This is a genomic window from Amphibacillus cookii, from assembly GCF_016908375.1.
Classification (GTDB): domain Bacteria; phylum Bacillota; class Bacilli; order Bacillales; family Amphibacillaceae; genus Amphibacillus_C; species Amphibacillus_C cookii.
The window spans coordinates 99,276-122,858 of the sequence record NZ_JAFBDS010000004.1 but is presented as its reverse complement, the minus strand read 5'-3'; the positions used below and the strand labels follow the sequence as shown (position 1 = coordinate 122,858).

Annotated in this window: 22 protein-coding genes and 1 pseudogene; 19 read left to right on the top strand and 4 right to left on the bottom strand. The window is 37.9% G+C overall.

Annotated elements, in window-relative coordinates; all coding sequences use genetic code 11:
- Positions 1–16 precede the first annotated feature (16 nt).
- From JOE23_RS18070 to JOE23_RS07285, 4 genes are all read left to right on the top strand, one after another.
- Entirely contained in the window at positions 17–151 is a 135-nt protein-coding gene (locus JOE23_RS18070) for a hypothetical protein (protein WP_275581460.1), read from the top strand.
- A 65-nt stretch (positions 152–216) separates the two neighbouring features.
- Positions 217–939, top strand: coding sequence for a ThuA domain-containing protein (locus JOE23_RS07295; RefSeq protein WP_204437089.1), 723 nt, complete (start codon positions 217–219; stop codon positions 937–939).
- A 25-nt stretch (positions 940–964) separates the two neighbouring features.
- Positions 965–1,105: a hypothetical protein gene (locus tag JOE23_RS07290; protein WP_204437087.1), complete on the top strand. Its 141-nt coding sequence runs from the start codon at positions 965–967 to the stop codon at positions 1,103–1,105.
- A 304-nt stretch (positions 1,106–1,409) separates the two neighbouring features.
- Positions 1,410–2,924 carry a response regulator transcription factor gene (locus JOE23_RS07285; protein WP_204437085.1) on the top strand — a complete coding sequence of 505 codons (1,515 nt, stop codon included), beginning with the start codon at positions 1,410–1,412 and terminating at the stop codon, positions 2,922–2,924.
- A 171-nt stretch (positions 2,925–3,095) separates the two neighbouring features.
- Here JOE23_RS07285 and JOE23_RS07280 read toward each other — a convergent pair whose 3' ends face one another.
- Positions 3,096–4,811, bottom strand: coding sequence for a sensor histidine kinase (locus tag JOE23_RS07280; protein WP_204437079.1), 1,716 nt, complete (start codon positions 4,809–4,811; stop codon positions 3,096–3,098).
- A gap of 229 nt (positions 4,812–5,040) precedes the next feature.
- On the opposite strand from JOE23_RS07280, the gene JOE23_RS07275 reads away from it, so the two are divergent.
- The 7 genes from JOE23_RS07275 to JOE23_RS07245 all read left to right on the top strand — a co-directional run bounded on the left by JOE23_RS07275 (position 5,041) and on the right by JOE23_RS07245 (position 13,250).
- The gene (locus JOE23_RS07275; protein ID WP_204437077.1) at positions 5,041–6,687 is read left to right on the top strand and encodes an extracellular solute-binding protein; all 1,647 of its coding nucleotides are present in this window, start codon (positions 5,041–5,043) and stop codon (positions 6,685–6,687) included.
- 267 nt (positions 6,688–6,954) lie between these two features.
- Entirely contained in the window at positions 6,955–7,872 is a 918-nt protein-coding gene (locus JOE23_RS07270) for an ABC transporter permease (RefSeq protein ID WP_204437076.1), read from the top strand.
- Between the two features lie 14 nt (positions 7,873–7,886).
- Positions 7,887–8,783 carry a carbohydrate ABC transporter permease gene (locus JOE23_RS07265; protein WP_204437075.1) on the top strand — a complete coding sequence of 299 codons (897 nt, stop codon included), beginning with the start codon at positions 7,887–7,889 and terminating at the stop codon, positions 8,781–8,783.
- A gap of 36 nt (positions 8,784–8,819) precedes the next feature.
- Complete coding sequence (locus JOE23_RS07260) at positions 8,820–9,452, top strand: DUF624 domain-containing protein (RefSeq protein ID WP_204437074.1); 633 nt, start codon at positions 8,820–8,822, stop codon at positions 9,450–9,452.
- A 508-nt stretch (positions 9,453–9,960) separates the two neighbouring features.
- A complete protein-coding gene (locus tag JOE23_RS07255) occupies positions 9,961–10,527 on the top strand; it encodes a LemA family protein (protein ID WP_204437073.1) in 567 nt (188 codons plus the stop codon).
- 4 nt (positions 10,528–10,531) lie between these two features.
- Positions 10,532–12,235 (top strand): DUF2207 family protein, encoded by a 1,704-nt coding sequence (locus JOE23_RS07250; protein ID WP_204437071.1) that lies wholly within the window; start codon positions 10,532–10,534, stop codon positions 12,233–12,235.
- 562 nt (positions 12,236–12,797) lie between these two features.
- A complete protein-coding gene (locus tag JOE23_RS07245; RefSeq protein ID WP_204437070.1) occupies positions 12,798–13,250 on the top strand; it encodes a hypothetical protein in 453 nt (150 codons plus the stop codon).
- A 66-nt stretch (positions 13,251–13,316) separates the two neighbouring features.
- Here JOE23_RS07245 and JOE23_RS07240 read toward each other — a convergent pair whose 3' ends face one another.
- Positions 13,317–14,159, bottom strand: coding sequence for an AraC family transcriptional regulator (locus JOE23_RS07240; RefSeq protein ID WP_204437068.1), 843 nt, complete (start codon positions 14,157–14,159; stop codon positions 13,317–13,319).
- Between the two features lie 162 nt (positions 14,160–14,321).
- On the opposite strand from JOE23_RS07240, the gene JOE23_RS07235 reads away from it, so the two are divergent.
- Positions 14,322–15,179 (top strand): sugar phosphate isomerase/epimerase family protein, encoded by an 858-nt coding sequence (locus tag JOE23_RS07235; RefSeq protein WP_204437066.1) that lies wholly within the window; start codon positions 14,322–14,324, stop codon positions 15,177–15,179.
- A 15-nt stretch (positions 15,180–15,194) separates the two neighbouring features.
- Positions 15,195–16,352 carry a Gfo/Idh/MocA family protein gene (locus JOE23_RS07230; protein WP_204437064.1) on the top strand — a complete coding sequence of 386 codons (1,158 nt, stop codon included), beginning with the start codon at positions 15,195–15,197 and terminating at the stop codon, positions 16,350–16,352.
- A 342-nt stretch (positions 16,353–16,694) separates the two neighbouring features.
- Here the strand turns inward: JOE23_RS07230 and JOE23_RS07225 are convergent, their stop codons facing one another.
- Positions 16,695–17,420, bottom strand: a complete 726-nt coding sequence (locus JOE23_RS07225; protein WP_204437062.1) for a DUF421 domain-containing protein — start codon at positions 17,418–17,420, stop codon at positions 16,695–16,697.
- 234 nt (positions 17,421–17,654) lie between these two features.
- Here JOE23_RS07225 and JOE23_RS07220 point away from each other — a divergent pair, with 234 nt between their 5' ends.
- The 4 genes from JOE23_RS07220 to JOE23_RS07205 all read left to right on the top strand — a co-directional run bounded on the left by JOE23_RS07220 (position 17,655) and on the right by JOE23_RS07205 (position 21,186).
- Positions 17,655–18,134 carry a sigma-70 family RNA polymerase sigma factor gene (locus JOE23_RS07220; RefSeq protein WP_204437416.1) on the top strand — a complete coding sequence of 160 codons (480 nt, stop codon included), beginning with the start codon at positions 17,655–17,657 and terminating at the stop codon, positions 18,132–18,134.
- A complete protein-coding gene (locus tag JOE23_RS07215) occupies positions 18,121–18,780 on the top strand; it encodes a zf-HC2 domain-containing protein (RefSeq protein ID WP_204437060.1) in 660 nt (219 codons plus the stop codon). Before JOE23_RS07220 ends, JOE23_RS07215 begins: the two co-directional genes overlap by 14 nt.
- Positions 18,781–19,203: 423 nt before the next feature.
- Positions 19,204–20,829, top strand: coding sequence for a ribonuclease YeeF family protein (locus JOE23_RS07210; protein WP_204437058.1), 1,626 nt, complete (start codon positions 19,204–19,206; stop codon positions 20,827–20,829).
- Positions 20,830–20,853: 24 nt separating this feature from the next.
- Positions 20,854–21,186, top strand: coding sequence for a hypothetical protein (locus tag JOE23_RS07205; protein WP_204437056.1), 333 nt, complete (start codon positions 20,854–20,856; stop codon positions 21,184–21,186).
- Positions 21,187–21,319: 133 nt separating this feature from the next.
- On the opposite strand, the gene JOE23_RS07200 is transcribed toward JOE23_RS07205, so the two are convergent.
- Positions 21,320–21,463, bottom strand: a complete 144-nt coding sequence (locus tag JOE23_RS07200) for a hypothetical protein (protein WP_204437054.1) — start codon at positions 21,461–21,463, stop codon at positions 21,320–21,322.
- Positions 21,464–22,066: 603 nt separating this feature from the next.
- Between JOE23_RS07200 and bglS the strand changes: the two are divergent.
- Positions 22,067–22,807: pseudogene (gene bglS / locus JOE23_RS18170) on the top strand (beta-glucanase); the annotation flags it as partial.
- A gap of 45 nt (positions 22,808–22,852) precedes the next feature.
- Entirely contained in the window at positions 22,853–23,206 is a 354-nt protein-coding gene (locus JOE23_RS18165) for a carbohydrate-binding protein (protein WP_239585325.1), read from the top strand.
- The last annotated feature ends 377 nt before the right edge of the window (positions 23,207–23,583 follow it).

The following is a 23,583-nucleotide window of genomic DNA, read 5'->3' as shown; positions in this document are numbered from 1 at the left end:
ATATGGTGCGGTAAAAATGAAGTTGTGGATGATTGATGTAGTCATGTTTTTAAATGTTCTTGTTGCATCTGTGTTAGAGCACGAGGATAAAACGTTAGTGGCTGTTTGTAACACATTAGCGCCGGAGAGGATGATTAATGTCATTTATTAGTAGGGAAAAATGACGTATTCAATTTTAATGATCATCGTTAACAAAATAGAAAAGGAGAATGGGATATGAAAGTTGTCGTGTGGAATGAGAACCGTCATGAGAAACAAAACTCAATGGTTGCCGACATTTATCCAGAAGGCATTCATGGAGCGATTGCTAAATTTTTAATAGAGGATGGACACGATGTGTCAACTGCGACATTAGATGAGCCAGAGCATGGTTTAGCTGAAAATAAGCTGGCTAATACCGATGTTTTAATTTGGTGGGGGCATCTTGCACACCATGAGGTTGAAGATCAGCTTGTTGAGAAAATTCATCAACGTGTCTTAGAGGGCATGGGCTTAATCGTGTTGCATTCAGGGCACTTTTCAAAATTATTTAAGAAATTAATGGGAACAGGTTGTGATTTAAAGTGGCGTGAGGCTGATGAACGTGAGCGACTATGGGTGGTAGACCCAAGTCATCCGATTACTGTAGGATTGGATCAATATTTTGAACTTGAAAAAGAAGAAATGTATGGTGAGCACTTTGATATCCCAGTTCCTGACCAACTCATTTTTATTAGCTGGTTTGAAGGTGGCGAAGTATGCCGAAGCGGTGTGACTTATCAACGTGGCAAGGGTAAAGTGTTTTATTTCCGCCCAGGACATGAAACGTACCCAACCTATTACGATCAAAATGTTCAAACGGTAATAAAAAATGCTGTTAACTGGGCTGCTCCAATAGATACACCCATCCATAAGTATGGGAATGTACAGTCACTTGAGAGGATATCAGAAAAAACATAAACACAGGTCGCAGGATTAGTTGCTGGTGAAATGGGCACAAGGAGGCTATCCAGGCGATGCGTATGCTAAGCTTGATGAGTTACTGGGAAGTGATGTTAAATGTGGGGCATGCTTGCAAAGGTTAAAGATAGTGCTTTTAATGGTCGGATCATCTTTTTTCACCTGATCAAGCCTTTGTTATAAAGTCAGATAAAGAATTTTAAAAAACTGCGGGTCTTATAGGTCTACCAGTCGTTAAAACATGTTCTAGTATACTTGGACTTGGCGACCAAGATGGTGAAAAATACCCGAACTGCTTTTTCATATTATGGCCTTAGCGACTTATAGCCATGGCAGAGGGGAGAAAAACTGATTTTCAGGTAAGGTATAAGTGTAACCAACGTTGATTATACCCTTTCATAACAATCCCCCAGTCCGAGAATTGAAGTGGGGGATTATACTCTAGTCAATTTCATTGGATGGAGGGCAGCATGTATAATATTTTGGTTTTAGACGATGAGAAACAAGAACGTGATATGATTAAATTTCTCTTAAATCAATGGCCTGATTTGTTTAACATTCTTGAAGCAAGAAATGGAAAAGAGGGATTAAATTTTTTAGATCAGCATGCAGTCGATATTTTGATTACAGATGTAAAAATGCCTTTTATGATGGGAACTGAATTAGCGGAATATGCTAAAGTAAATAATCCAGAATTGAAAATTATCTTCTTCAGTGGACATGATGATTATAACCACTTGAAAACAGCACTGTTAGTCAATGCAACAACATATATTCTTAAGCCTGTTCAACCACATGAATTTTTTAATTCGATCAATCAAATTGTCGATGAATTGGATCAAAAGGAAAATGCTAAATTAACAGATAAAAAAAGAGAGCGTGCATTACAAAAACATATTATTAGAGAGCTGATTAATGAAGTTCCTCTATTTAGCCTTAAAAAGCAATATCCATTTATTAGTTTTGATTTCATAAATACGATTTATTATTATGTTTTCTGCCAAATCAAGGGAGGTGTAAGCTCGGCACATACACCCCAAATTGACCAATATGTAAGGCGATTAGAGGGTGCCGATTATTTTAAACATAGTGCAAATCAATTCATTATTTACTTTCATAGGCATGATCATTTTGAAACGATTCAGCAATCGATGGCAAGCTTGAATACAGCTCTTGGCCATAAGTTGATATATCAAATAACAGCACGGATTGATTCAGTAGAGAATCTGCATCAACATTTTTATAAGGCTGAAAAAAAACTAGAAGAAAAAGCTTTCTATCACCATGGAAGAACAATCACTGACCAATTTAACCCATGTCAAGATGTTGATCAAGAGAATTTGTTAATGTCTGAGGTGATAAAGGCCATTAAACTTGGAGATAAAAGTGTTTTTAAGCAAAGAATTCAAGCGTTTTTAGACTATTACACCTATCATCCTACTGTATCCATACCATTTATTCGCTTCTTTTATGCTAATTTTATTGAACGACTTAGTACCGAAACGCTGATCAGTTTACCGGAGAATAAAGAAACCATGATAAAGAAAATTATTGAGGCTAATCATCTCGAAGAAATTATCGCGATTGTCGAATCAATTATAGAGGTTATTAACAGCTATTTAAATGAAGTCTACGTTTCCACTAACTTGTCAATTCAAAATGTTAAGAAGTACATTATTACGCACTATCACCAAGAGTTATATCTTGAGTTGTTAGCAGATCAAGTTTCTTTATCACCGCGATATTTAAGTGATCTTTTTAAAAAAGAAGAGGGGATTGGTATTACTCGATATATTAAGCAGATCCGAATAGCGGAAGCTAAGACGTTGTTGGTAAATACAAGTTTAAAGGTAGCAGACATCGCAGTGAAAGTGGGTTACACAAATTATCCGTACTTTGTTAAGACGTTTAGAGAAGAGGCAGGTTTTCCTCCTGAGAAATATCGGCAAAAGCATCTTCATTTGCCTATGTCAAAAGAGCAATAAATCCCCAATAGACTGGTTACCTCTGTTTACTACAATTAACGCTAAATGCTCTCGTTTGATTGGGGGCGCTTTTATCGAAGATGTAACGAGATACAGATGTAAAAAGTTGATTTAATCTGTACACAACATCGGAATAATGATCAATCATACCAGAAATGAGTCGTTAACACGTTACGACTCATTTTTTATTAGAGGTAATCTAACGGTCACATGTGTGCCTTTATTTAGGTAGCTGACATAATCCAGTCCAAAAGCATTACCATAGTTTAATTGGATTCGATTATGGACATTTCGAACACCATAGCCTTTCGTTTTAATAGTTAAAATTTGATTAACTTGTTCTTGAGTCATCCCTTTGCCATTATCACTCACAATAAAGACAATTTGATCATGATCCAGCTTTCCGTCTATTGAAACAATACCTTTCAGACCGATTTCTTTATGATCTAGCCCGTGATGGATTGCGTTTTCGACTAAAGGCTGTAAAGTCAAGTTAGGCATTTGATACGCCAATAACTGGTCATCAATATTCAAATAATAATCAAACGATTGATTATGCATCATATGTTGAATCTTTAAGTACGACCGGACATTTTCTAGTTCTTCTTTGATTGTAATATAATCCTTGCCACGATTTAATGTTGTACGATAAAACGTTGATAAATGTTGAGTCATCAAACTAATGTCTACTTGGTCAGCTAAAATGGCCTTGCTATTGATTAGGGATAGAGCATTATAAAAGAAATGCGGGTTAATTTGAGCTTGTAAAGCTTTTAACTCATATTCCTGCTTTTCAATCTTTGAGATGTAGACTTCATTAATAAGATGCTCAACTCTTTGAACCATTTTTTTAAAGATATGAATAAGTGTACTAATTTCATCGTTTGAGTTGGTTGTAACGGTAACGTTAAAGTTACCAGAGTCAATAGCTTTCATATTTAAGGCTAAGCTTTCTAATGGACGAACAATAATTCTTGAGAATAGATATACAAGTAAGACTAACAAAAATAAGCTGGTTAGTGTCACAATAAAGAAAGTAACGGCAATGCTCACCATCGATTGGTTAATGGTATGCTTTGGTCTCATGAGCATAATCGACCAATCTGTACTTGGAATACGATCCTGTTTAAAAATGTAATTTTGATTAAATAAAGCATCTGTAAGGAAATCAGGAATAGAAGCAGGATCAATATAAGCTTTGTCCGATTGCGTGTTTTTTTGGAAATCAAAGATTAACTGTTGATTCGTATCAAAGATGAAAACGGCATACTGATCCTCATAAAGGCTGTAAAGCGAATCGAAGAGTGCATGATAATAAATGGATAGATTAATAATATTTGTTGTGTCCTTTGCATGGGTATAGAGTTCTGCTGCAAGATTTAGGGAATCTGGGTTTTCAGATACATAATAAACCGGGCGTGTTGTCCCCTGGATTTGTTCATACCAATCGTTAACCTCAATATCTGATAAAGGACGGAGGAATCGGTCATATCGATTGATTTTTTGATCGGTATAAACTGTGATCCCGGCAAAGTCTCGATTTAAAGAAAGTGTATTAAAAAATAAAGGTTCTAACGTATCACGGAAAAATAAATACATCTCGTAATTATTGGTAAACGAGTTAGTCAGCTCCGTATTCAAATTATGATCGAGTAAGACATAGTTCAAACTATTATGGTAAGCATTCATTTTATAATCCAAATGAAGTATGGCATGATTCATTGTCTCTTCTAATACTTCTTGTTCCCGACGATGTAAGAGTTCGTTTATTTGTGAATATCCGAAAATACCTAATAACAAAAGCGGAAAAAAACCAGATATTAAACTAATAATAAGTACTTTGTTTTTTATTTTTAATTGTAAATAAAAGTGTTTAATTTTTTTCATCTTAAAGCTTCCTTTCCGCGTTGGTCACTAGCCTTGAATGGTTCAACGACTATAACATACCATGCTAAATCTACAATCACAATATGGAAAAGAAGGAGCAGGAAAAAGTGATATGAAAGCGGTTTATTTAATATAGGTGTGGCGATGCAATTGCGTTAAACTAAAGTTAGGATACTTGATATGATCATATTCATTTGGCAATGATTTTATTTTATGGAGGTTAGTAAAAATGAACATCAAGAAAGACGTTATCTATTTTGTTTTGTTAATTAGTTTGTTTAGCTTACTAGGCTGTGTTGGAGAGAGTGAGCCAGAGCATAATGAAGACGGTCAGTTAATTGTCAAATTAGGCAAGCAAACAGCAACCAATCCGAAGTTACCTGAAGGCGACACGTTTGAAGATAATGCTTATACGCGCCTTGCTGAAGAAGTGTTAGACATTGAACTTGTTAATGAATTTGAAGCAAATGGTGAAGATTATGATCGCCAGGTTGCTTTAGCGATCTCGTCAGGAGAGTTGCCTGATATGATGCAGGTTAGCCAAGAGGAATTTGAAGAACTTTATGAAAACGATTTAATTGCAGATTTAACAGATGTTTTTGAAGAACATGCCAGTGATTATATTCAAGGGCTCTATGACTCTTATGACATTAATCCATTAGAGGATACAACATTTGAGGGGCACATTTATGGACTTCCGGCGGCGGTTAATGTGACGCCTCCACACATGATCTGGATTCGACAAGACTGGATTGATCAGCTTCAATTAGATTTTGATGTTGATGGTGATAAATTAATTACAATAGAAGAATTAGAATCCCTTGCATTAACATTTATTGAAGAGGATCCTGGTAATACAGGCAATCCAGTCGGCATACCGTTAGCACATTGGTTAAATGAACCCGGGTACGGTGGCGCCTTTACTATGACAACGATTGGCTCGATATTCGGTTCTTATCCTAGAAATTGGATTGAGAGTACGGATGGAAACATTACCAATGGTTCGTTAATGCCAGAAACCAAAGAAGCTTTGGCTCAGGTTAAAGACTGGTTTGATCGTGGAATTTTGGATCCCCAGTTTGGTACACGCTCATGGGATGACATTATGGCATTAGCTGTTAACGGCCAAACTGGAATTGTTACTGGAGCATGGCATATGCCAGATTGGGGTTTAAGCAATGTTAAAGAAATGCATCCAGATGTTGTGTTTGAAGCCTATACGTTAGTTGATGATCAACATAAAGTTAATATTGCCAGTCAAAGCCCTAGTGGCTCAATTGCAGTAGTGCGAAAAGACTTTAGTAACCCAGAGATTTTAATTAAGCTAATTAATCTGTTCTACGATACGTTAAAGAATGAGCCGAATCTCGAAGAGGTATACCCAGACATTTATCAGTATCAAGTGTTAGATGTTGATGGTGCTGTACGTCCGCTGAACATGGAGATTCTTGGATCAACCTCAGAACTTGAACATTATGCAGAAATTAGTGATGCACTTAATGGAGACATTGAAGTCTCTGACATACCAGATGCTAGAAATCAGTCAATTGCGCTATCAATTATGGAATACAGCGATAATCCAGAGGATGCCTCCACAGCGGCTTGGGCTCTTTATCACTCGCGTATGAAAGGTCTTAAGTTAGGTCAGTATCTAATTGACCATGATCACTTTGAATGGGTGCATCCAGTATTCTTTGGTACAACACCGGCTATTGAACAATATTATGGTAACTTACTTTCAATGGAAGAAGAAGAATTCATCAAGATTGTAACAGGCGTAGAATCGATCGATCACTTCGATACATTTGTAGAGATGTGGCATAGTCAGGGTGGTGACGAGATTCTAGCTGAAATTGAAGCCGAAATAGCTGAGTGAGCATACATTCCTACTAAGGAGCTGTCCTGTTCGAGGGCAGCCCTTAATCAAATGTACCTCGGCGTATTTATTCCCAGATTTTATCGCACTTTCGCTCAATAAATTTCAGTTAAAAATCTGTGGCTTCGGTGGGCAGCATTACCTTTATTCAGTCGGGGTGTAGTCTCCGCCTGAATGGAATACAAATTGCCATCCATCTTACTACTTGTAGAAGTGGGAGATTTCTGCCGAATGAAGTTAGACTATATTTTCAAAGGGGCTAGAATCATGCAACAAAGAAAAAGGACTGCTTCAAAACGTTTAACTAATTCTAATCTAACCTATCATTTGATGATACTTCCTGGGATTGTTTTTCTACTTATCTTTAATTATGCACCGATGTTTGGCTTAGTTATGGCTTTTCAAGACTATGTGCCAGCAAAAGGGATATTTCATTCGGATTTTGTTGGCTTCCAGCATTTTGCTTATATGTTTTCACTACCAAGCATCGGACGTGTATTTACAAATACAATTGTGATCGCAGGGGGTAAAATTATTTTTAATACGCTATTGGCGATTGTCTTTGCCATCCTTCTGAATGAGGTTAGGGTTCGCTGGCTGAAGAAGTCGGTTCAGACCATTGTTTATTTACCCAACTTTTTATCGTGGGTGGTTCTTGCTTCAGTTGTGGTCAATATGTTCAATCTAGACGGAAGTGTCAATCATATTTTAGAGAACTTTGGCGTCGGGCCTTTGAATTTTCTAGGGAGTAATCAGCTCTTTAGACCATTAATAATTGGGACCGATGTATGGAAAAGCTTTGGCTTTAATTCGATTGTCTACCTAGCTGCTATTACTTCCATTGATCCAGGCTTACATGAAGCGGCTAGCATTGATGGAGCAAACTGGTGGCGTCGTATTTGGCATGTCACCTTACCGGGAATGCTCCCGATCATCTTATTACTAGCGATTCTAAGTCTGCCGAATATTTTAAATGGTGGCTTTGATCAAATTTATAACCTCTATTCGCCAGTGGTTTATCAGTCGGGGGATATTATCGATACGTATGTGTATAGGGTAGGACTCATGGGGCGTGACTATAGCTTTGGTACAGCGGTAGGCTTATTTAAGTCAATTATAGGTCTAGTTTTAATTCTATCGGCTAATCAAACAGCAAAGAAATTTACAGAACGGCAACTATTCTAGAGAGAAGGGATATTATGAATCTTCAAAATAAAAGTTTATCGGCGAAGATCGGTAAAGCATTAATATATTTGATTATTATTTTTCTTGGATTAGTAACACTGCTTCCTTTATTAAATATTGTTGCAATCTCTTTGAGTAGCAGTGGAGCTGTAACGGCAAATGCGGTGGGGATTATACCTGTAAATTTCACGTTAGAACCATATAAAATGCTCGTTGACGATCCACAGTTCTGGCGCTCTTTCGGTATTTCAGTACAACGCGTGTTTCTATCATTAGGATTGAATATGATTTTGATTATTTTAATGGCCTATCCACTGTCAAAAAGAAAGTCTGAATTTAAAGGGCGTAGCATTTATATGAACCTATTAATCTTTGCAATGCTCTTTAATGGTGGGATGATTCCAACTTATTTGGTTGTCCGCAATCTAGGTTTGCTCAATACAATATGGTCGCTTGTATTGCCTAGTGCAGTACCAGTCTTTAGTGTGATTCTAATAATGAACTTTTTTAGAGGGGTTCCAAAGGCTTTAGAGGAGGCAGCTATTATAGATGGCGCCACACCAATGCAGGTTTTATTAAGGGTCTATTTACCAATTTCGATCCCTTCATTAGCAACAGTAGCCTTATTTAGTATTGTGGGGAGCTGGAATGACTTTTTCTCTGGTCTCATCTATATGACAAGAACGAGTAACTATCCATTGATGACCTATATTCAGTCATTAACGGTTGATATTCAACAGATGATTCAGCAAGGAATTAATTCAACCAATTTGTCTGAACTTATGGGTGTTTCGGATCGAAACTTGAATGCAGCAAAAATTGTCGTATCAAGTATCCCATTAATTCTTATTTACCCATTGTTACAAAAATACTTCATAACAGGGATTGTAGTTGGCTCAGTTAAAGAGTAAACAAACATTGATAGTCTACTTAATGAGGTGTGAATGATGTTTAATTTATTTGAAATGGATGGACCGTTTTACCGTACGATGGCAGTGATAGCTGACTTCATGATCGTTAATTTTTTATTTATTATTACTGCGCTGCCGATTTTTACTTTAGGTGCTGCCTTAAGTGCACTTTATGGTGTTCTATTAAATTATGATGTAAATCGAGAAGAAAATATTTTTGTTTGCTACACACGGACCTTTAAACAGAATTGGAAGCAGAGCACAGTTATGAATCTATTGATCTTACTCATTTCAAGTGTATTGATTACAAATATCGTGCTGTATCCTAGCTACCAAGGTGTCTTTAAACCTATGGTAAATAGTTCACTCATCATTATGTCCATCATTATATTTATATTTTCGACCTTGATTTACCCCTACTTTGCAAAATTTCATGATTCGATTCGAAATGCCAGTAAAAACGTTTTGAAGATGATAGCAGATAATATATTTCGAACATTAAGCATTGCATGCATTAGCGTAGTGCCGATTGGCATTATGCTATTGTCTGCTGAGCTCTTATTACTTGGGCTTTATTTCTTTCTTTTTATTGGTTTTTCACTTGTTGGTTATATGCATTCACGTCTCTTAAATCAGATCTTTAATAAATATCTTAAGCATAGTCAGTAATTATTAGATAGGTATCTATCATGATACGAGTTGTGCTAGAATAGGGTCTGAGACGGTACTTTAGCATAGCTCATTAGAAGCTCGATTAAGTATGTTCCAGGGAAAGACTATAAAGCTTTTACTTCTGTATTAAAAAAGGTTTACGCAGCACACACTTTTCTTGTTAATTCTTTCATTGTAAGTGAATATCTTTCGATAGGAGGATCTCTTTCTATAGTTGTTGTTGCGCCTTATACAATGCTTAATTTAAACTTAAAACTATATTTCACCATATAAAGAACCTCCAAAAGTTAGATTTTAGTCTAACTTTTGAGGGTTCTTTGCTGAGTGAAATGAATCAGCTCATCACATGAAGCTCTAAAGAAAAACTGCGCATAATCGCCCAACAAGCGCTAACTTAGGTTATAATCAGGTTAGCAAAGCATATAAAAAGGGTATAGAGGTAATAAGGGCGGATTGTGGATAAGATTTAAAGCTTATTCTCGATGGCAATTAAGGGGGCGTTATCATGGGATTTTTAGCAAACAACATTGGGTTTATTTTATTAATGTTATTAGTTGTGGTAGTAGTACTTTGGGCGATTTCTACATACAATCAGCTGATTCGTGCGAGAGAATTTGTCCGTAATTCGATGGGGCAAATATCAGCCCAGATTGAGTCGCGCTGGGATGCGTTACAAAATATGATTGAAGGCACGAAGCAATATGCTGAATATGAAGCGAAAACGCTAGAATCGATTACAGAACAACGTGCTTCACTCGGACAGAATGCTTCTGTATCTGAAGTCAATAAGGATGATCAGCTTTTTAATCAAACAATGGGTCGCTTACTTGCGATTGGAGAAAGCTATCCTGACTTAAAAGCAAGCACAGTTTATCAGGAGACATTAAAAAATGTTGATCGATACGAGCAGCAGGTTCGTCAATCACGGATGATCTTTAACGATACGGTAACAAAATATAATAGAATCATTCAATCTGTACCTTCAAATATTATTGCTTCGCTGTTTAGCTTCACGAAAGAAGCTTATTTCGAAAACACAGAGACAAAAACTGACATGCCAAGCTGGAGTTGATTTAATGAGGAAAAATGTTCAGAAAGTTCTTATCGCATTAGCCGTCACACTTGCGCTTAGTGTGACATTTTCAACACGCATTTTTGCCAATTCAATGTCTTCACTCGACTACTCTATTGAATTGCAGGAGGATGGTTCTGGTATTATTACTGAAACCCGACAGATGTATTTAACAGAGGATACGGAAATTTATATTGTAATGGAAAACTTGGGTGGATCAGAGGTGACTGACTTTCATGTCAGTGATTTTGGCGAGCCTTTAACCTATGAACCAAACTGGGATATTGACGCGAGTCGTGAGGAAAAAGCCGGTAAATACGGTGTTGTTGAGACGAGCAATGGTCAAGAGTTAAGCTGGGGAATTGGTGAATATGGGGAGCATGAGTACACGGTTACCTATACGATTACGGATATGGTCCGTCAGCTTGAGGATGGACAAGGGATGAATTGGCAGCTTTTTGATGGGCAAAACAATATTAATCCTGAAGAAGTGACGATCACAATTACTGGACCAGAGCCGTTTACAACGGATGATACACGGATTTGGGGGTTTGGTTTTGACGGTGAAATTTACCTGGAAGATGGTGAACTAGTGGGTTGGTCAAACGCTGCCCTATCTGATTCACATCATATTACCATTCTTATGCAATTTTTGGACAGCCCGTTTCAACCGAATTTATCGCTAGACCAAACGTTAAGTAAGCAGCAAAAGCTAGCAACAGATGAGAGTACTTATAATACTGATAGCTCTGATGATCAAACAGGCATGATTTTAGTTATTGCACTTGGTGGTGGTGTTCTGTTCGTGGCGCTTATCGCACTTGTTTTTGGTGGCTCTTATTCGCGCGCAGTCAAACGCGCCAAACCACTTATAACGGGCAAGCAGCGTAAGCAAATGAATGAGGATCAGTATCATCGTGATGTGCCGTATAGAGACGGTCCTGTTACCGATATTGCTTATCTACTGAAAGAAGTTGGTAAAGGTGGCATGGAGGGTTACTTTAATGCTTTTATGCTGAAATGGTTAAAAGAAGGATATGTGACGATTTCACATCAAGAAACGGGCCGAGTTTTTAAGAATGAAAAAACGTCAATTAAGCTTGATCCAAGGGAATCCTTTACTCATAAATTTGAGCGGCGCTTTTGGAAGATCCTTGCTTCTGCCGCTAATGATGATGGGGTTGTCAGTGATAGTAAGCTGAAAAAGTGGGCACAAAAGAATTATAAAAAAATTCAAGCTATTGATACTGATTTGCCTAAAAAATCAAAGCAAATGTTGATTGATCAGTTTTACCTTAATGAAATAGAGGTAACGTATTTAGGAAATATGAAGACAAAGGTGACGAAGGGAACCGAGAAGGGCGAGCAGCTGTTTAATCATATCGTCCAATTTGAAAATTATTTGAGGGACTTTTCATTGTTGGACGAAAGGGAAGCAAAAGAGGTTGCGTTGTGGGATGAGCTGCTGATTTGGGCGAGTCTATATGGCATTGCCGAGCAGGTTGCCGAACAATTAAAGGACTTTCATCCGACCTATTTTGAGGAAGGACATATCTCCTATGCTGATATATACATGATGCATATTTTCTCGAGAAATATGTCAAGCGGCTATAGCAGCGCGGTTAATTCAGCCAGTGGAGGTGGCGGTGCGACCAGCTTCGGTGGAGGCGGCGGCTCCTTCGGCGGCGGTGGTGGTGGTTCACGCTAACTGAAGCCTATTCAAACAGGGTATGTAAGTTATGCCCTGTTTTTTTACGCCCTTAAAGCTTAATTGCCCTTTAGTTAGGGCAATGTCTTACCGACGATTATTTTATCCCGGAGCAAGCGTCCGTAAGACTTCCACTTCAAAACAAGGAGAATACCAAGATGTTTAAGTGGGAGTAACGGACGCTAGCACCCCGAATGGTTCAAGGGCCTTTAGGTCATCCTTTAGGGCTAACAATCAGTGGGGGAATACCTAAAAACTCCCACTGATTGAAGTTTCACTTTATCACAGATAACTGTCCGTAAAACATCCCCCTTAAAATAGCGAGCAGGTTAGGCACGAGCTAACGGTCGCAAATGTTCTAATTCGTTCAGCGAGCAATCAGTGGGAAAAGAACGAATAAGTCCACTGGTTGAAGGTTCGTTTTATAGACATGCCAGTATGTCAATTAAAACTATTCCATTCATGTCAAACTCCATCCTGTGTCAAGTTTGTGAACGTCTGCGAAAAAAGGCTAACGACGGGGTGTTGCTTGTTATAATAAGGATAAAAAGAGGTGAAAAAGATGCGGAAAAAGTGGCGATTGGTGTTGCTGCACTTTTTTGTTGGCATAGGGGCTTTAGCAGGTGGAACTCCGGCAATTTTAGATCCGTTCAATCCGATGGGGATGCCTGCTGATGCTTTAGTTAATGGTCCGTTTAATAGCTTCCTGATTCCGGGATTATTCCTGTTCTTAGTTATTGGTGGTGGTAATATTGTGACCAGTATCCTGATAGTCAGAAAATGGCTCTTTTACAGCTATACAAGTGTACTTATGGGGGTGATCCTTTGCTTATGGATCATCATTCAATGCTATGTACTTTCTGATGTTGTTTTTCTCCATCTGTTATTCTTTGTTATTGGAGCGGTACAGGTTGGGCTAGGATTTCGCTATTGGCAAGCAGAAGGACGCGTACTGATCAGCCAAGACATCGTAAAATTGACCCATATTTTTAAAAATAAAAAGAATGTCAGCTAAAGTGTCCCCATCTGATGTCCTGACAAGTGATCTCCAAATTGGGTGGTCTCACCCACTACTGATCTATTAGGTTCGACTATTGATAACCAGCTTAGGTGATAAGCCGGTTATTTTTTTGAACGCTTTATAGAAAGTGGAGTAATCACCAAAGCCGACTGCATGGGCAACATCGAGTGCAGTCATACCTGACATAAGCAGTTCAGACGCCTTCATAACCCGCTTATAGGTAATGTACTCAATAACCGTGAACCCTGTTGTCTGCTTAAAAATATGACATAGATAATATTTACTGACATAAAAACGTTGCTCCAATACATTTAAGGTAATCTTTTCATCAAGGTTTTGATTAATGAACTCAAGGATAGCGACTATTTTTTGATCGTATTTATGGTGATCGGCTAGCGGATTTCGATATGATGCGAGTACCTTGTTAATGGTAACGAGCATTTGAATAAAATACGTTTTCATTAAAATCTGCCCTTCTGGTGTTGGGTCCATTGATGCGCGTTCAATCCTTCCCCATAGCTGCTTAATGCCATGCTTCAGTACCTTCTCGGCAGGAATCAAATTTAAATGTCCTAGCTTGCGCTTTTCAATATAGGAAAGCAGGTTGTAATGCTCGGTTTGATATGGGGACACGTAGTCGGGCTTAAAATGGATATACTTCCGTTCATACGTTGCCTTTGAATTGAACACCACGCGATGCAGTTCCTTTGGATTCGTCATGATTAAATCATGTTTCTGAAGTTGATAGGCTTGTCCCTCAATGTAATAAGTTAAATCCCCCGAATTAAAGTAGAATAGCTCATAGCAATCGTGAATATGTGTCGCAATATCGCTTGGCGATTCCGTTACCATATGCCTAAATGAAAAGGGGCGACTACTATAATGCAAAATTTGCTTGTCCATTCCGCACCTCCACCTTAATTTTACTCTATGTAAAGGCTTACTTCAATGTAAAAAAAGCAAGATTTGCAACTTATAAAGCAACAAAGGCAATGCTATTTCGCTCGGACATGCAATAAAATACAGGTAGAGAGAGGAAATCAAAATTTGAAAGGATGCTAATACATGGGTAAATTCACTTTATCAGCTTTTGCAGATGAAATTGATCAGGATTTAAAGACGCAGATGGATGTCCTAGAACAGCACGGCATTAAGCATATTGAAATGCGGGGCATCAATGGAAAATCTCTAGTTGATTACGATTTGGATGGTGTGCGCGAGATCAAACGTCAGCTAGATGAGCGAGACTTTCAGCTGTCAGCAGTTGGCTCACCAATTGGGAAAATTAAAATCACCGATGCATTTGAACCACATTTAGAAAAATTCAAGCATACGTTAGAAATTGCCAAGCTAATGAATGCCCCTTATATTAGAATGTTTAGCTTTTTCATTCCACATGAGGATGATCACACCGACCATCGCGATGAGGTGATCAGAAGATGGCAAGCATTTGTAGAAGCAGCGAAAGGCTATAATATTGTCCTGCTTCACGAGAATGAAAAAGGCATCTATGGTGATACGCCAGAGCATTGTCATGACCTGCTGTCTACGTTAAATTGCGATTATGTAAAAGGCATTTTTGACTTTGCAAATTTTGTTCAGTGTGATGTGAACAACTACCCGGATGCATTTGAATTACTTAAGGATTACACGATCTATATTCATATAAAGGATGCCGTTTATAGCGACCACCACGTTGTCCCAGCCGGAGAAGGGGACGGGCATGTGAAAGAAATTTTAACAAAGCTATACGAAGCTGGCTTTGAAGGCTTTCTATCGCTTGAACCGCATCTATGGAACTTCAAAGGCTTTGATGCGTTAGAAGAAGATTCGCCAGGCTTTCACTTACCAGAAGGCGGAGCGAAGAGCTTTGCGGTAGCCGTACAAGCGTTGAAGAAGCTCTTGAAGCAGATTGAAAAATAGTGAGGAGGAAGGGCATTGAAAAACGTACGTATCGCCGTTATTGGCATTGGTAACATGGGTAGCTTTCACGCAAGACAGTTTTTCGACCATCACGTTCCGAACGCTGAACTGACCGCCGTCTGTGATATCAACTCAGAACGATTAGATTGGGCTAAGCAAACGTTTGGCGATTGCATCCAACGGTTTGAAACACCAGAGCAGCTGTTTGCAGCCAAAGCATGTGATGCCGTCTTTATCGCAACGCCGCACTATGATCATCCGAGCTTAGCCATTCAAGCCTTACAATCTGGCTACCATACCTTAATTGAAAAACCAGCTGGCGTTTATACAAAGGCAGTAAGAGAAATGAACCAAGTTGCAGAACAGAGCGATAAAGTTTTTGGTATTATGTACAACCAAAGAACGAACCCGCTCTATCAAAAGGTCAAGGATCTGATTGAATTCAACGAGCTCGGTGACATCAAGCGAACAAATTGGATCATTACCAATTGGTACCGTCCACAAAGTTATTATGATGCCGGCAACTGGAGGGCAACCTGGCGTGGAGAGGGTGGCGGTGTTTTACTCAACCAAGATCCACACCAGCTCGATCTCTGGCAATGGATTTGTGGTATGCCTAAACGCGTCCGTTCGTTCATGTCATTTGGCAAGTACCGCGACATCGAGGTAGAGGACGACGTGACCGCATATGTTGAATATGAAAATGGTGCGACTGGTCTGTTCGTAACTAGTATTGGGGAAGCACCGGGAACAAACCGATTTGAAATCAGTGGTGACAAAGGTAAAATCGTGATTGAGAATGGCAAACTCACCTTTTGGCGTCTTCGTATACCAGAAAGCCAATTCAACCAAGAGTTCAAAGGCGGCTTTGGCAGTCCAGAATGCTGGAAGTGCGACGTCCCAATTCACGGCGAAAATGAACAGCATGTTGGCATCCTGAAAAACTGGGTAAACGCGATCCTGAACGGCACCCCACTGTTAGCACCAGGCGTAGAAGGCATCAACGGCTTAACAATCTCCAACGCCATGCACTTGTCGGCGTGGACAGACGATTGGGTAGAGCTCCCACTAGACGAAGCCCTGTTTTATGAAAAATTAAAGGAGCGTATCGTTAACTCGACATTCACGAAAAAAAGCGAAAATGTCACGCTAGATGTCGAGGGCACGTATTAAAACACGCAAAAATAAATAGCAAACAATGACAAGCAAAGGGATGGTCAGACATTTAGTCGCTATCGCTTTGCTCTTTTTGTTGATTAAAAATTTAGAACATCGTATTCCCTGGAAAATATTTCGCTTTAAGTGGAGCAATAAGAGATCACTAATCCATAAGGCAAATAGCTGAGCTCAGAACAGATTACCTAAGAACTAGATCAACTCGCCACTCACGGAAAAAATAAAATCGCTCTTGTGATTGGTGGTTCATTAAGGTTAAGTGAAGCAGTCAAGTAATCAACATCCTAGCATTCTGTTTTTTGTTTGTTAGTCAAATTTTTACATAAAGTCAGTGACAAGTTAGTGTTTTATAGGTGGAATGTTTAGAGTATGCTCATCTTTTAAAGAAACGTGTAATTCATGCTTGCGATTTATAGAGGCAAAAAAAACATGACTTATCTCGTTAACGCCTTGATAGGCTAATTGCTGTTCTAACCATGTCTCATTTAAGTTAAAATCTCTTAGGACATTTGAGTATATGGTCCCTTCTAAGATAACGGGAAAGGAAATCGAAGGTGTTGTTTTTACAATCTTCATATCTTCCAACGTTACTGTATTTTTTTGTGGTTTTTTTAACACACTTAAAGCCCCATTTGCTTCAATAATTGCTGTTTCCACTTCATTAATATCAAATACATTTTTTTCTCTAAGCATTTGAAGGATATTATCAATAGAGTAACGGATCTTCTTAAGGTTATTTTTGATAAGTTTCCCATTTTGGATAACGACAGTTGGTTCGAATGTAATTAATCGACCTATTTTTCGATTGGAGATTTTCCATTTCGCCACAACCTTTTGAATAATGCCAATTGCGATAATTGCTATAGCAGTAGGAAAATGATTGATATCAGGGTCTGCGATATCAGCACCGACAACTGCTCCTAGTATGACGATGATCAAAAGGTCAAAGATAGGTAATTCCCCGATTGCCCGCTTTCCCATAAATATCGTTATGATCAATAATAATGGTAAAATAGTTGTTATTCTCCCTAAGGTTATTAGTATTTCTTTTATAAATTCAAACATTGTTACACCACTTTTCTACAGTTCTTTATCCTACAAAATATAAAACTATAGTGTCATTTTTTCCAATATTTAATAGAATAAAACGTATTTTGTACAATAAATCCTCTCTTTACAGAAATTTGAGTCTTATTGCAATTATTTCACCTTTAACTTCAGTGCTTGAATTTTCTTTGCGCGACTAGCAGAACGCTGAAGATTTTATGTTTTCTCATTTTTTATTCGTAACTTGAGGAAATCTACCAAAAATACTTTAAAGAAGTTTATTTGTTTATCAAATCATTAAGTCATGATGAGAGTATAGCCGAAGAAATGACGCAAGATACGTTTTTTAAGGCGTTAAAAGCAATCGAAAAATTCGATGGTTCTAGAGATATTCGAGCGTGGCTTTTTACAATCGCAAGAAATACATATTTCTCTCACTACAAAAGAAATAAACGACAAATAGATATAGATAGTCTAGGAGAATCATGTATGGGCGTGCAAATTGTGAATCATTTGATGAATGAGGAAGACGCCTTCATCGTTCATCAGTTTCTTCACTCGATGACTGATCCATATAAGGAGGTCTTTTCACTGCGTACTTTTGGCGAATTATCCTTTGAGAAAATCGGGCGTCTCTTTGGAAAAAGTGCAGGATGGGCAAGGGTGACCTATTACAGAGCGAGAAAACAAATTATCGAGTATATGGAGGAGAAGAATGATGAAAGAGATTAAATGTACAATTATACAAGATATTTTACCGCTTTATATTGATGAGATCGTTAGTCAAGATACAAAAGAAATGGTAGACCAGCATTTACAGCATTGTGAAAAATGCCAGAAGGAATATGAAACAATGAAGCGTAAATTGTATATTCCAGCAGAAAATAAAGCACCTATTATTCAAAAGCTTAATAAGACATGGCGTAAGAAAAAAGTCATCATCTCAATTGCTTCCATTTTTGTTACGGTGCTCATATTATTCGGGGCATTTGCCTATGCTTTTTATTATGAAACAGTTATTCCTTATTCGGAAGATTTATTTAAAGTTGAAAAACAAGATGATAATCAATTGGCTTTCCATTATTTTGGTGAAAGCTATGCAAGTGTTAATGAAACGCACCCTATGACATTTGAAATTGATGGAGAGAAGAGGAATGTGAGTTTTATTTTTTATACAAAAACAATGACCGAATCGCCTTCAAGGAATCTTTTTAATAATGAAAAAAGGTCTAATGAGCAGAAATATACTTTTATTCTTGTGGAAAGTGACAAAATTGATGCTGTTTATTATGTAGATTTTGATGTAGAAAAAGTCACTGCTGGAAAAGATTCTTGGGCTTCGATTTTAGAACGTGCAGAATTAATTTGGGAGAAGTAACACAAATTAATATTTAAATCACGCACGACTGGAGTGAAATACAATGAAAACAGAAATGTTAAGTAGTTAACTTTAAACTTAGAAGTAATTAAAAAAACCAGTAAATTACAAATGTGAATAATTGAGCATAATAAATTTAGTTAGTTAACCTCCTGAAAAACTAGTTCCTAAGGCCTGAGAAAAAAACCTCACTTTAGAATAAGTGGTTAAAAAACAAAGCATTTTTCCTATTTACGGTAAAAAACAGTTCGATTAGTATAAGTTTATAAGCAGTTATTACAATCTAATCAGATTGATTAGCTCAGCTGATCAATAACGACGTGTAATAGCCTAAATGAAGAAGGTAGGAAAAAAAGATCGCCACTGATAAAAAATATCCAAACAAAAGATGATTCTTATCTTTTCTAAGTGAGGCTACGTCCGATGAAACAGTTAAATGCAGAGCGATTACGTGATACAATGGAGGCGAGAGTCAAGCACTACCAAGATTATCGAGAACAATTTGAACAGCTTCGCCACTCCTTTGAAGAAATCGTTGGTTTAGAGGGCTTTGAAGGTCGCGGGGCTGAAGCGATTAAAGGTTTCTATCAAGGACAAATGGATGTGATCGATGCATGGTATCGTTTTATCGATCATCAAATTGCCTTTTTTGAAGGGGTATCAGGTACCTTATCTGACTTTGAATTAGGTGGTCAAACCAAGGTAGATAGCCCGTTTTTAAGTGAAGATCTTGCCCGACGTGAAGTCCAGGCTGATGAAATGATCAGTGATCAACAACAAACATTAGAACAGATTTTTAGTGGGATCGAAGACATTATGACCCTCCGTCCGTTTTCGAGAGATGCATTTGACCAACAGATGAGCAGTTTGCATCAGAAGCGGGTGGAAACGATTGAAGCAGTTGAGGATATCGATGAATTATTAAGTGAAGAATATCATGCCTCTTTACCGGAACAAAGTTTCTTAATGGAATTATTTGACGAGCTCTTTAGAGCAACGTTGCAAGGTGGCGACGTGTCAACGATTCACTTTGATGCCAACGCTTATCACAATAGCGACGTCTACAAAAATATTGAGGATGCCGAAGCCTACACTGCCGAATATCTCAACCACAAACAAGAACAAGCCCATGCGAGAGAACTGCAAGACCGTGCCTGGTATGAAGTCCTTTGGGACGGAACGAAAACCTTTGTTGGTGAAGCGACTGGTTATTACGACTCGATCCGCGCCTCCACAGGGGTCGATCCGGTCACCGGCGTTGAATATACCGCGGGTCAACGCATCGCGTATGCCGGTCTAGCCGCTGCTGGCTTTATCCCATTTGTCGGTTGGGCAGGCAAAGCGATCAAAGGTGGCAAAGGCATATATGCAACCACTAAAGGGGTCAAAGCCGTTAACACAAGCCTTGATATTTATAAAACGGCGAATACCTTTTCGACGATTCAAAAGGCAGAGATGGGACTTTACGGCTTAGCTGCCGCCAATGGTTTCTCAGAATATATTACCGGTAAAGATGTTCTTGGCAATGAATTAACAGCCGAACAGCGCAGTGCGAGTCTTAGTCAAGGTATTTTAGGATCAACCTTATTTGCTGCTCCATTTGCACCAGATATGTTGAGAGGAATAAATAATGCGTTTAAACCCAAAAAACTAACTGGACTACCCAGTCAAGCAAAGAAAATTGATTTTAAAGCGTACACTGAAGTATACGAAACCAGTGTTAAAAATGCGAATGCAAATAAAGTGATGTTGGGTAAATATGATGGTGGTGGACAAACAAGTTATATAACACGTGCTGGAAAAGACCATACTTATTTCGATTTAGGTGCACAATGGGGAGAAGTTAAAAAGTCCCAAGGTTTAACAGATAATGATATGTTTAAGTTGTATAATGAGGCATTTTTAGATGATGTGATCAATGCGCGTAAAACAGTTCATTTTTCTCATAATCCTGTGGGCGATAAAGGTTTTTTAGGTTTAGAGTATAAGTATCTTAAACGAAATAATTATATCTATGACTCAAGCACAATGAGAATGCTCCCTAAATAAATCATAAGCAAATGAGGTGAAGTAATGGAAATTCATAAACTGTATGAAATAGTGGAAACTTTCTTTAGCTATAAAGCAGATATGTTGTATATAAATACTAATGAAAACGAAGTGGCATGTATGTTATACAATTCCTTTCTATTTAAATGTAACTTAGATGAACGCTATGGTACTTTTGGTGCGGGCATAGTATGTGGAAACCAAGAGGCGAATATAACTGAATTTCTAGGCGAAACTTGCTCATTAAACAGCGATGAGCAATCTGTAAAGGAGAGCCTGAAAATAGTCGATAATTACTGTAAATTAAGGCTGCCAGATAAGTTTTTGGAAGCATTTGAAGAAGCCTATAAAGAATAAAAATGACGAGAATACGGTAGCAATCATAAAGTGATAGCTACCGTATTTTTAATAGTAAAACGTCTTACAATTGGAAACGTAGGTAAGAGCGTTTAGTAAGGGGAAAAGTTAAGTAACCTCCTCCCCTTGTTGTTTACTTCTTGTGTTTTAATCCCCCAGCTTCGCGTGCGGTTATGTCACCTTGTCCTGCATTGACATCTTTTTGAATTTCTTGCTTTACTTTTGTAGCGTTTGTTTTGGAAGCTGTATTTTTTGAATTTTTCTTAGGTGGTTGCACCAAAACCCTCCATTCCTAATTTTTATACCATCATATTATTAGCAAAAGTGCTTTAAATATAAGCTGTCATGCTAGCATCACGTGCACCACTTTAATTTTCGGAAAATTTTACAAAAAAAGATTGAAAAGTTTTGTGTAATAGTTTAATATCATTAATGAAAGCGCTTTCTGATTGTTGGCGATTGCTTAACGACACCCTTGCAGTTACAAGTCTATTCTTAATTTTTCTTACCCACTAACTAACGCGCGTTAGTTAGCGAACTTCAGTCTACACGTATATGCAAGGTGACCGAACGTCATTGTTAGTTTCCATAGTGATTTTAAGCCAAATATATGTTAAGGAGGGATGCTAAAATTACATTTCATCAGTCTAAAGATGATTTAGAAGGTTATCGGTGATTTGAGTTCGTCTTTACTTTATCAGAGCTAACTGTCCATAAAACGACCACTACTTACTTTCCAACTCAAACTTATTGTTTTCAAAGCTAACAGTTTAAAAGCGCGGTCAAGGAAATTAAATTTAGTTTGGTCTGACACATTAATTAGAATTAACTGCAGTTTGCTATTTCTGAAAAATAAAATTAAATAGGAGTGTGATTCGTTATGATTAAAGGTAAAAAAAGTGTTATTGTATTTATTTTTACGCTATTTATGTTATCTTTGCCTACAGTAATCCACGCTAACAATCCAGTCACAAGAGATAGCTTATTTGCCCCTTTTAATAACCATGATTCTCACAATTGGCAAATGTCTGATGGTTGGAGAAATAATGACGTTTTCTTCGGCTCGCATTGGAGTGCTAATCGAGTGAATTTTAGCGGTGGTGTGCTAGAATTATCATTGCGTAGAAATGACGCGTATGCACGTCCATATAATTATGAAAGTGGCGAGTATACAACGCATAATTTTTATGGGTATGGACTGTATGAAGTGTCAATGAGGCCGGCAAAAGTATCTGGCGTGATTTCCTCATTTTTCACATATACTGGACCATCCTATAACGGCGCGCCTTGGGATGAAATAGATATAGAATTTTTAGGGAACGATACGACAAAAGTCCAGTTTAATTACTACACAAACGGTGTTGGTGGAAATGAAATTCTTTATGATTTAGGTTTTGATGCTTCTCAAAGTTTTAACACATATGCATTTGATTGGCAGCCAAACTATATTCGTTGGTATGTTAATGGTCGATTAGTTGCTACAGCTACAGAAAATATACCTAGCAGTCCAAGTAAAATAATGATGAACATTTGGAATACCTATGGTATCGATGAATGGGCGGGACGTTACACGGGGCAAAATGCAAATGCCTATTATGAGTGGGTTCGATATACACCAACTACAGGTGGTGGTCAACAACCCCCGGGAGTAGCTCAAGATTTTCAATTGCGAGCATGTGACTTTAATGATGCAAGAGGTGTTACGTCATGGAATTGTGGAGTAGGATCCTTCAGCCCGGGCAATTGGATCAAGTTTAATAATGTGAATTTTTCTACTGGTTATAATGCGTTTGCGGTCAGTTACGCATCATCTGTTCAAGGAAGCTTTGATATAAGAATTGGTAGTCCGAGCGGTAGAAGAATTGGGACAGTCAACTACGGACCGACGGGAGGTTGGTCAAGTTACGAATGGAATGGCACTCCGAATTTAGATAGTAGCGTGCGTGGTGTTCATGATGTTTATATTGTTTCTACTAGTGGTGGAGCCAACTTAAGTGAGTTTTGGTTTAAGAATGAATAGCTCTTCAAATCAAAACCAATTTAATATAAGTATTATTTAAAGTCACATTCATATCAATCGATTAATTTCTTATAATGAAATAGAGAAGTAGCAAATAGCAAAGTATATGCCAGGTAGGCATCTGGCACGTCAAATGAAAGTGATTTCTCAAAATATAAATGGAATTATAGCGTTAAGGACAGGGCTTGGTTGTCTGTAATGATTTTATAAATGTAACTTGTGGAGACCCAAGCTCAATATTTTGCCATAGCCCTTATTTCAAAAGGACTATGGCTGTTTTGCATTTTGTAGAAAACGGAAAATCTGCTTCATTATATATATTTAGGGAGCATGATCGTTTAGATTGAGTGGTTAGCAAAGGGTAGACATGCTTAGGT

Excerpts from the sequence above, each read along its gene's own strand:
- JOE23_RS07240 (WP_204437068.1), bottom strand. The coding sequence starts at position 14,159 with ATGGACAAGCAAATTTTGCATTATAGTAGTCGCCCCTTTTCATTTAGG.
- JOE23_RS07280 (WP_204437079.1), bottom strand. The coding sequence starts at position 4,811 with ATGAAAAAAATTAAACACTTTTATTTACAATTAAAAATAAAAAACAAA.
- JOE23_RS07275 (WP_204437077.1), top strand. The coding sequence starts at position 5,041 with ATGAACATCAAGAAAGACGTTATCTATTTTGTTTTGTTAATTAGTTTG.
- JOE23_RS07255 (WP_204437073.1), top strand. The coding sequence starts at position 9,961 with ATGGGATTTTTAGCAAACAACATTGGGTTTATTTTATTAATGTTATTA.
- JOE23_RS07245 (WP_204437070.1), top strand. The coding sequence starts at position 12,798 with ATGCGGAAAAAGTGGCGATTGGTGTTGCTGCACTTTTTTGTTGGCATA.
- JOE23_RS07210 (WP_204437058.1), top strand. The coding sequence starts at position 19,204 with ATGAAACAGTTAAATGCAGAGCGATTACGTGATACAATGGAGGCGAGA.
- JOE23_RS07265 (WP_204437075.1), top strand. The coding sequence starts at position 7,887 with ATGAATCTTCAAAATAAAAGTTTATCGGCGAAGATCGGTAAAGCATTA.
- JOE23_RS18070 (WP_275581460.1), top strand. The coding sequence starts at position 17 with ATGAAGTTGTGGATGATTGATGTAGTCATGTTTTTAAATGTTCTTGTT.
- JOE23_RS07215 (WP_204437060.1), top strand. The coding sequence starts at position 18,121 with ATGAAAGAGATTAAATGTACAATTATACAAGATATTTTACCGCTTTAT.
- JOE23_RS07205 (WP_204437056.1), top strand. The coding sequence starts at position 20,854 with ATGGAAATTCATAAACTGTATGAAATAGTGGAAACTTTCTTTAGCTAT.
- JOE23_RS07285 (WP_204437085.1), top strand. The coding sequence starts at position 1,410 with ATGTATAATATTTTGGTTTTAGACGATGAGAAACAAGAACGTGATATG.
- JOE23_RS07270 (WP_204437076.1), top strand. The coding sequence starts at position 6,955 with ATGCAACAAAGAAAAAGGACTGCTTCAAAACGTTTAACTAATTCTAAT.
- JOE23_RS07295 (WP_204437089.1), top strand. The coding sequence starts at position 217 with ATGAAAGTTGTCGTGTGGAATGAGAACCGTCATGAGAAACAAAACTCA.
- JOE23_RS07260 (WP_204437074.1), top strand. The coding sequence starts at position 8,820 with ATGTTTAATTTATTTGAAATGGATGGACCGTTTTACCGTACGATGGCA.
- JOE23_RS07235 (WP_204437066.1), top strand. The coding sequence starts at position 14,322 with ATGGGTAAATTCACTTTATCAGCTTTTGCAGATGAAATTGATCAGGAT.
- JOE23_RS07250 (WP_204437071.1), top strand. The coding sequence starts at position 10,532 with ATGAGGAAAAATGTTCAGAAAGTTCTTATCGCATTAGCCGTCACACTT.
- JOE23_RS07225 (WP_204437062.1), bottom strand. The coding sequence starts at position 17,420 with ATGTTTGAATTTATAAAAGAAATACTAATAACCTTAGGGAGAATAACA.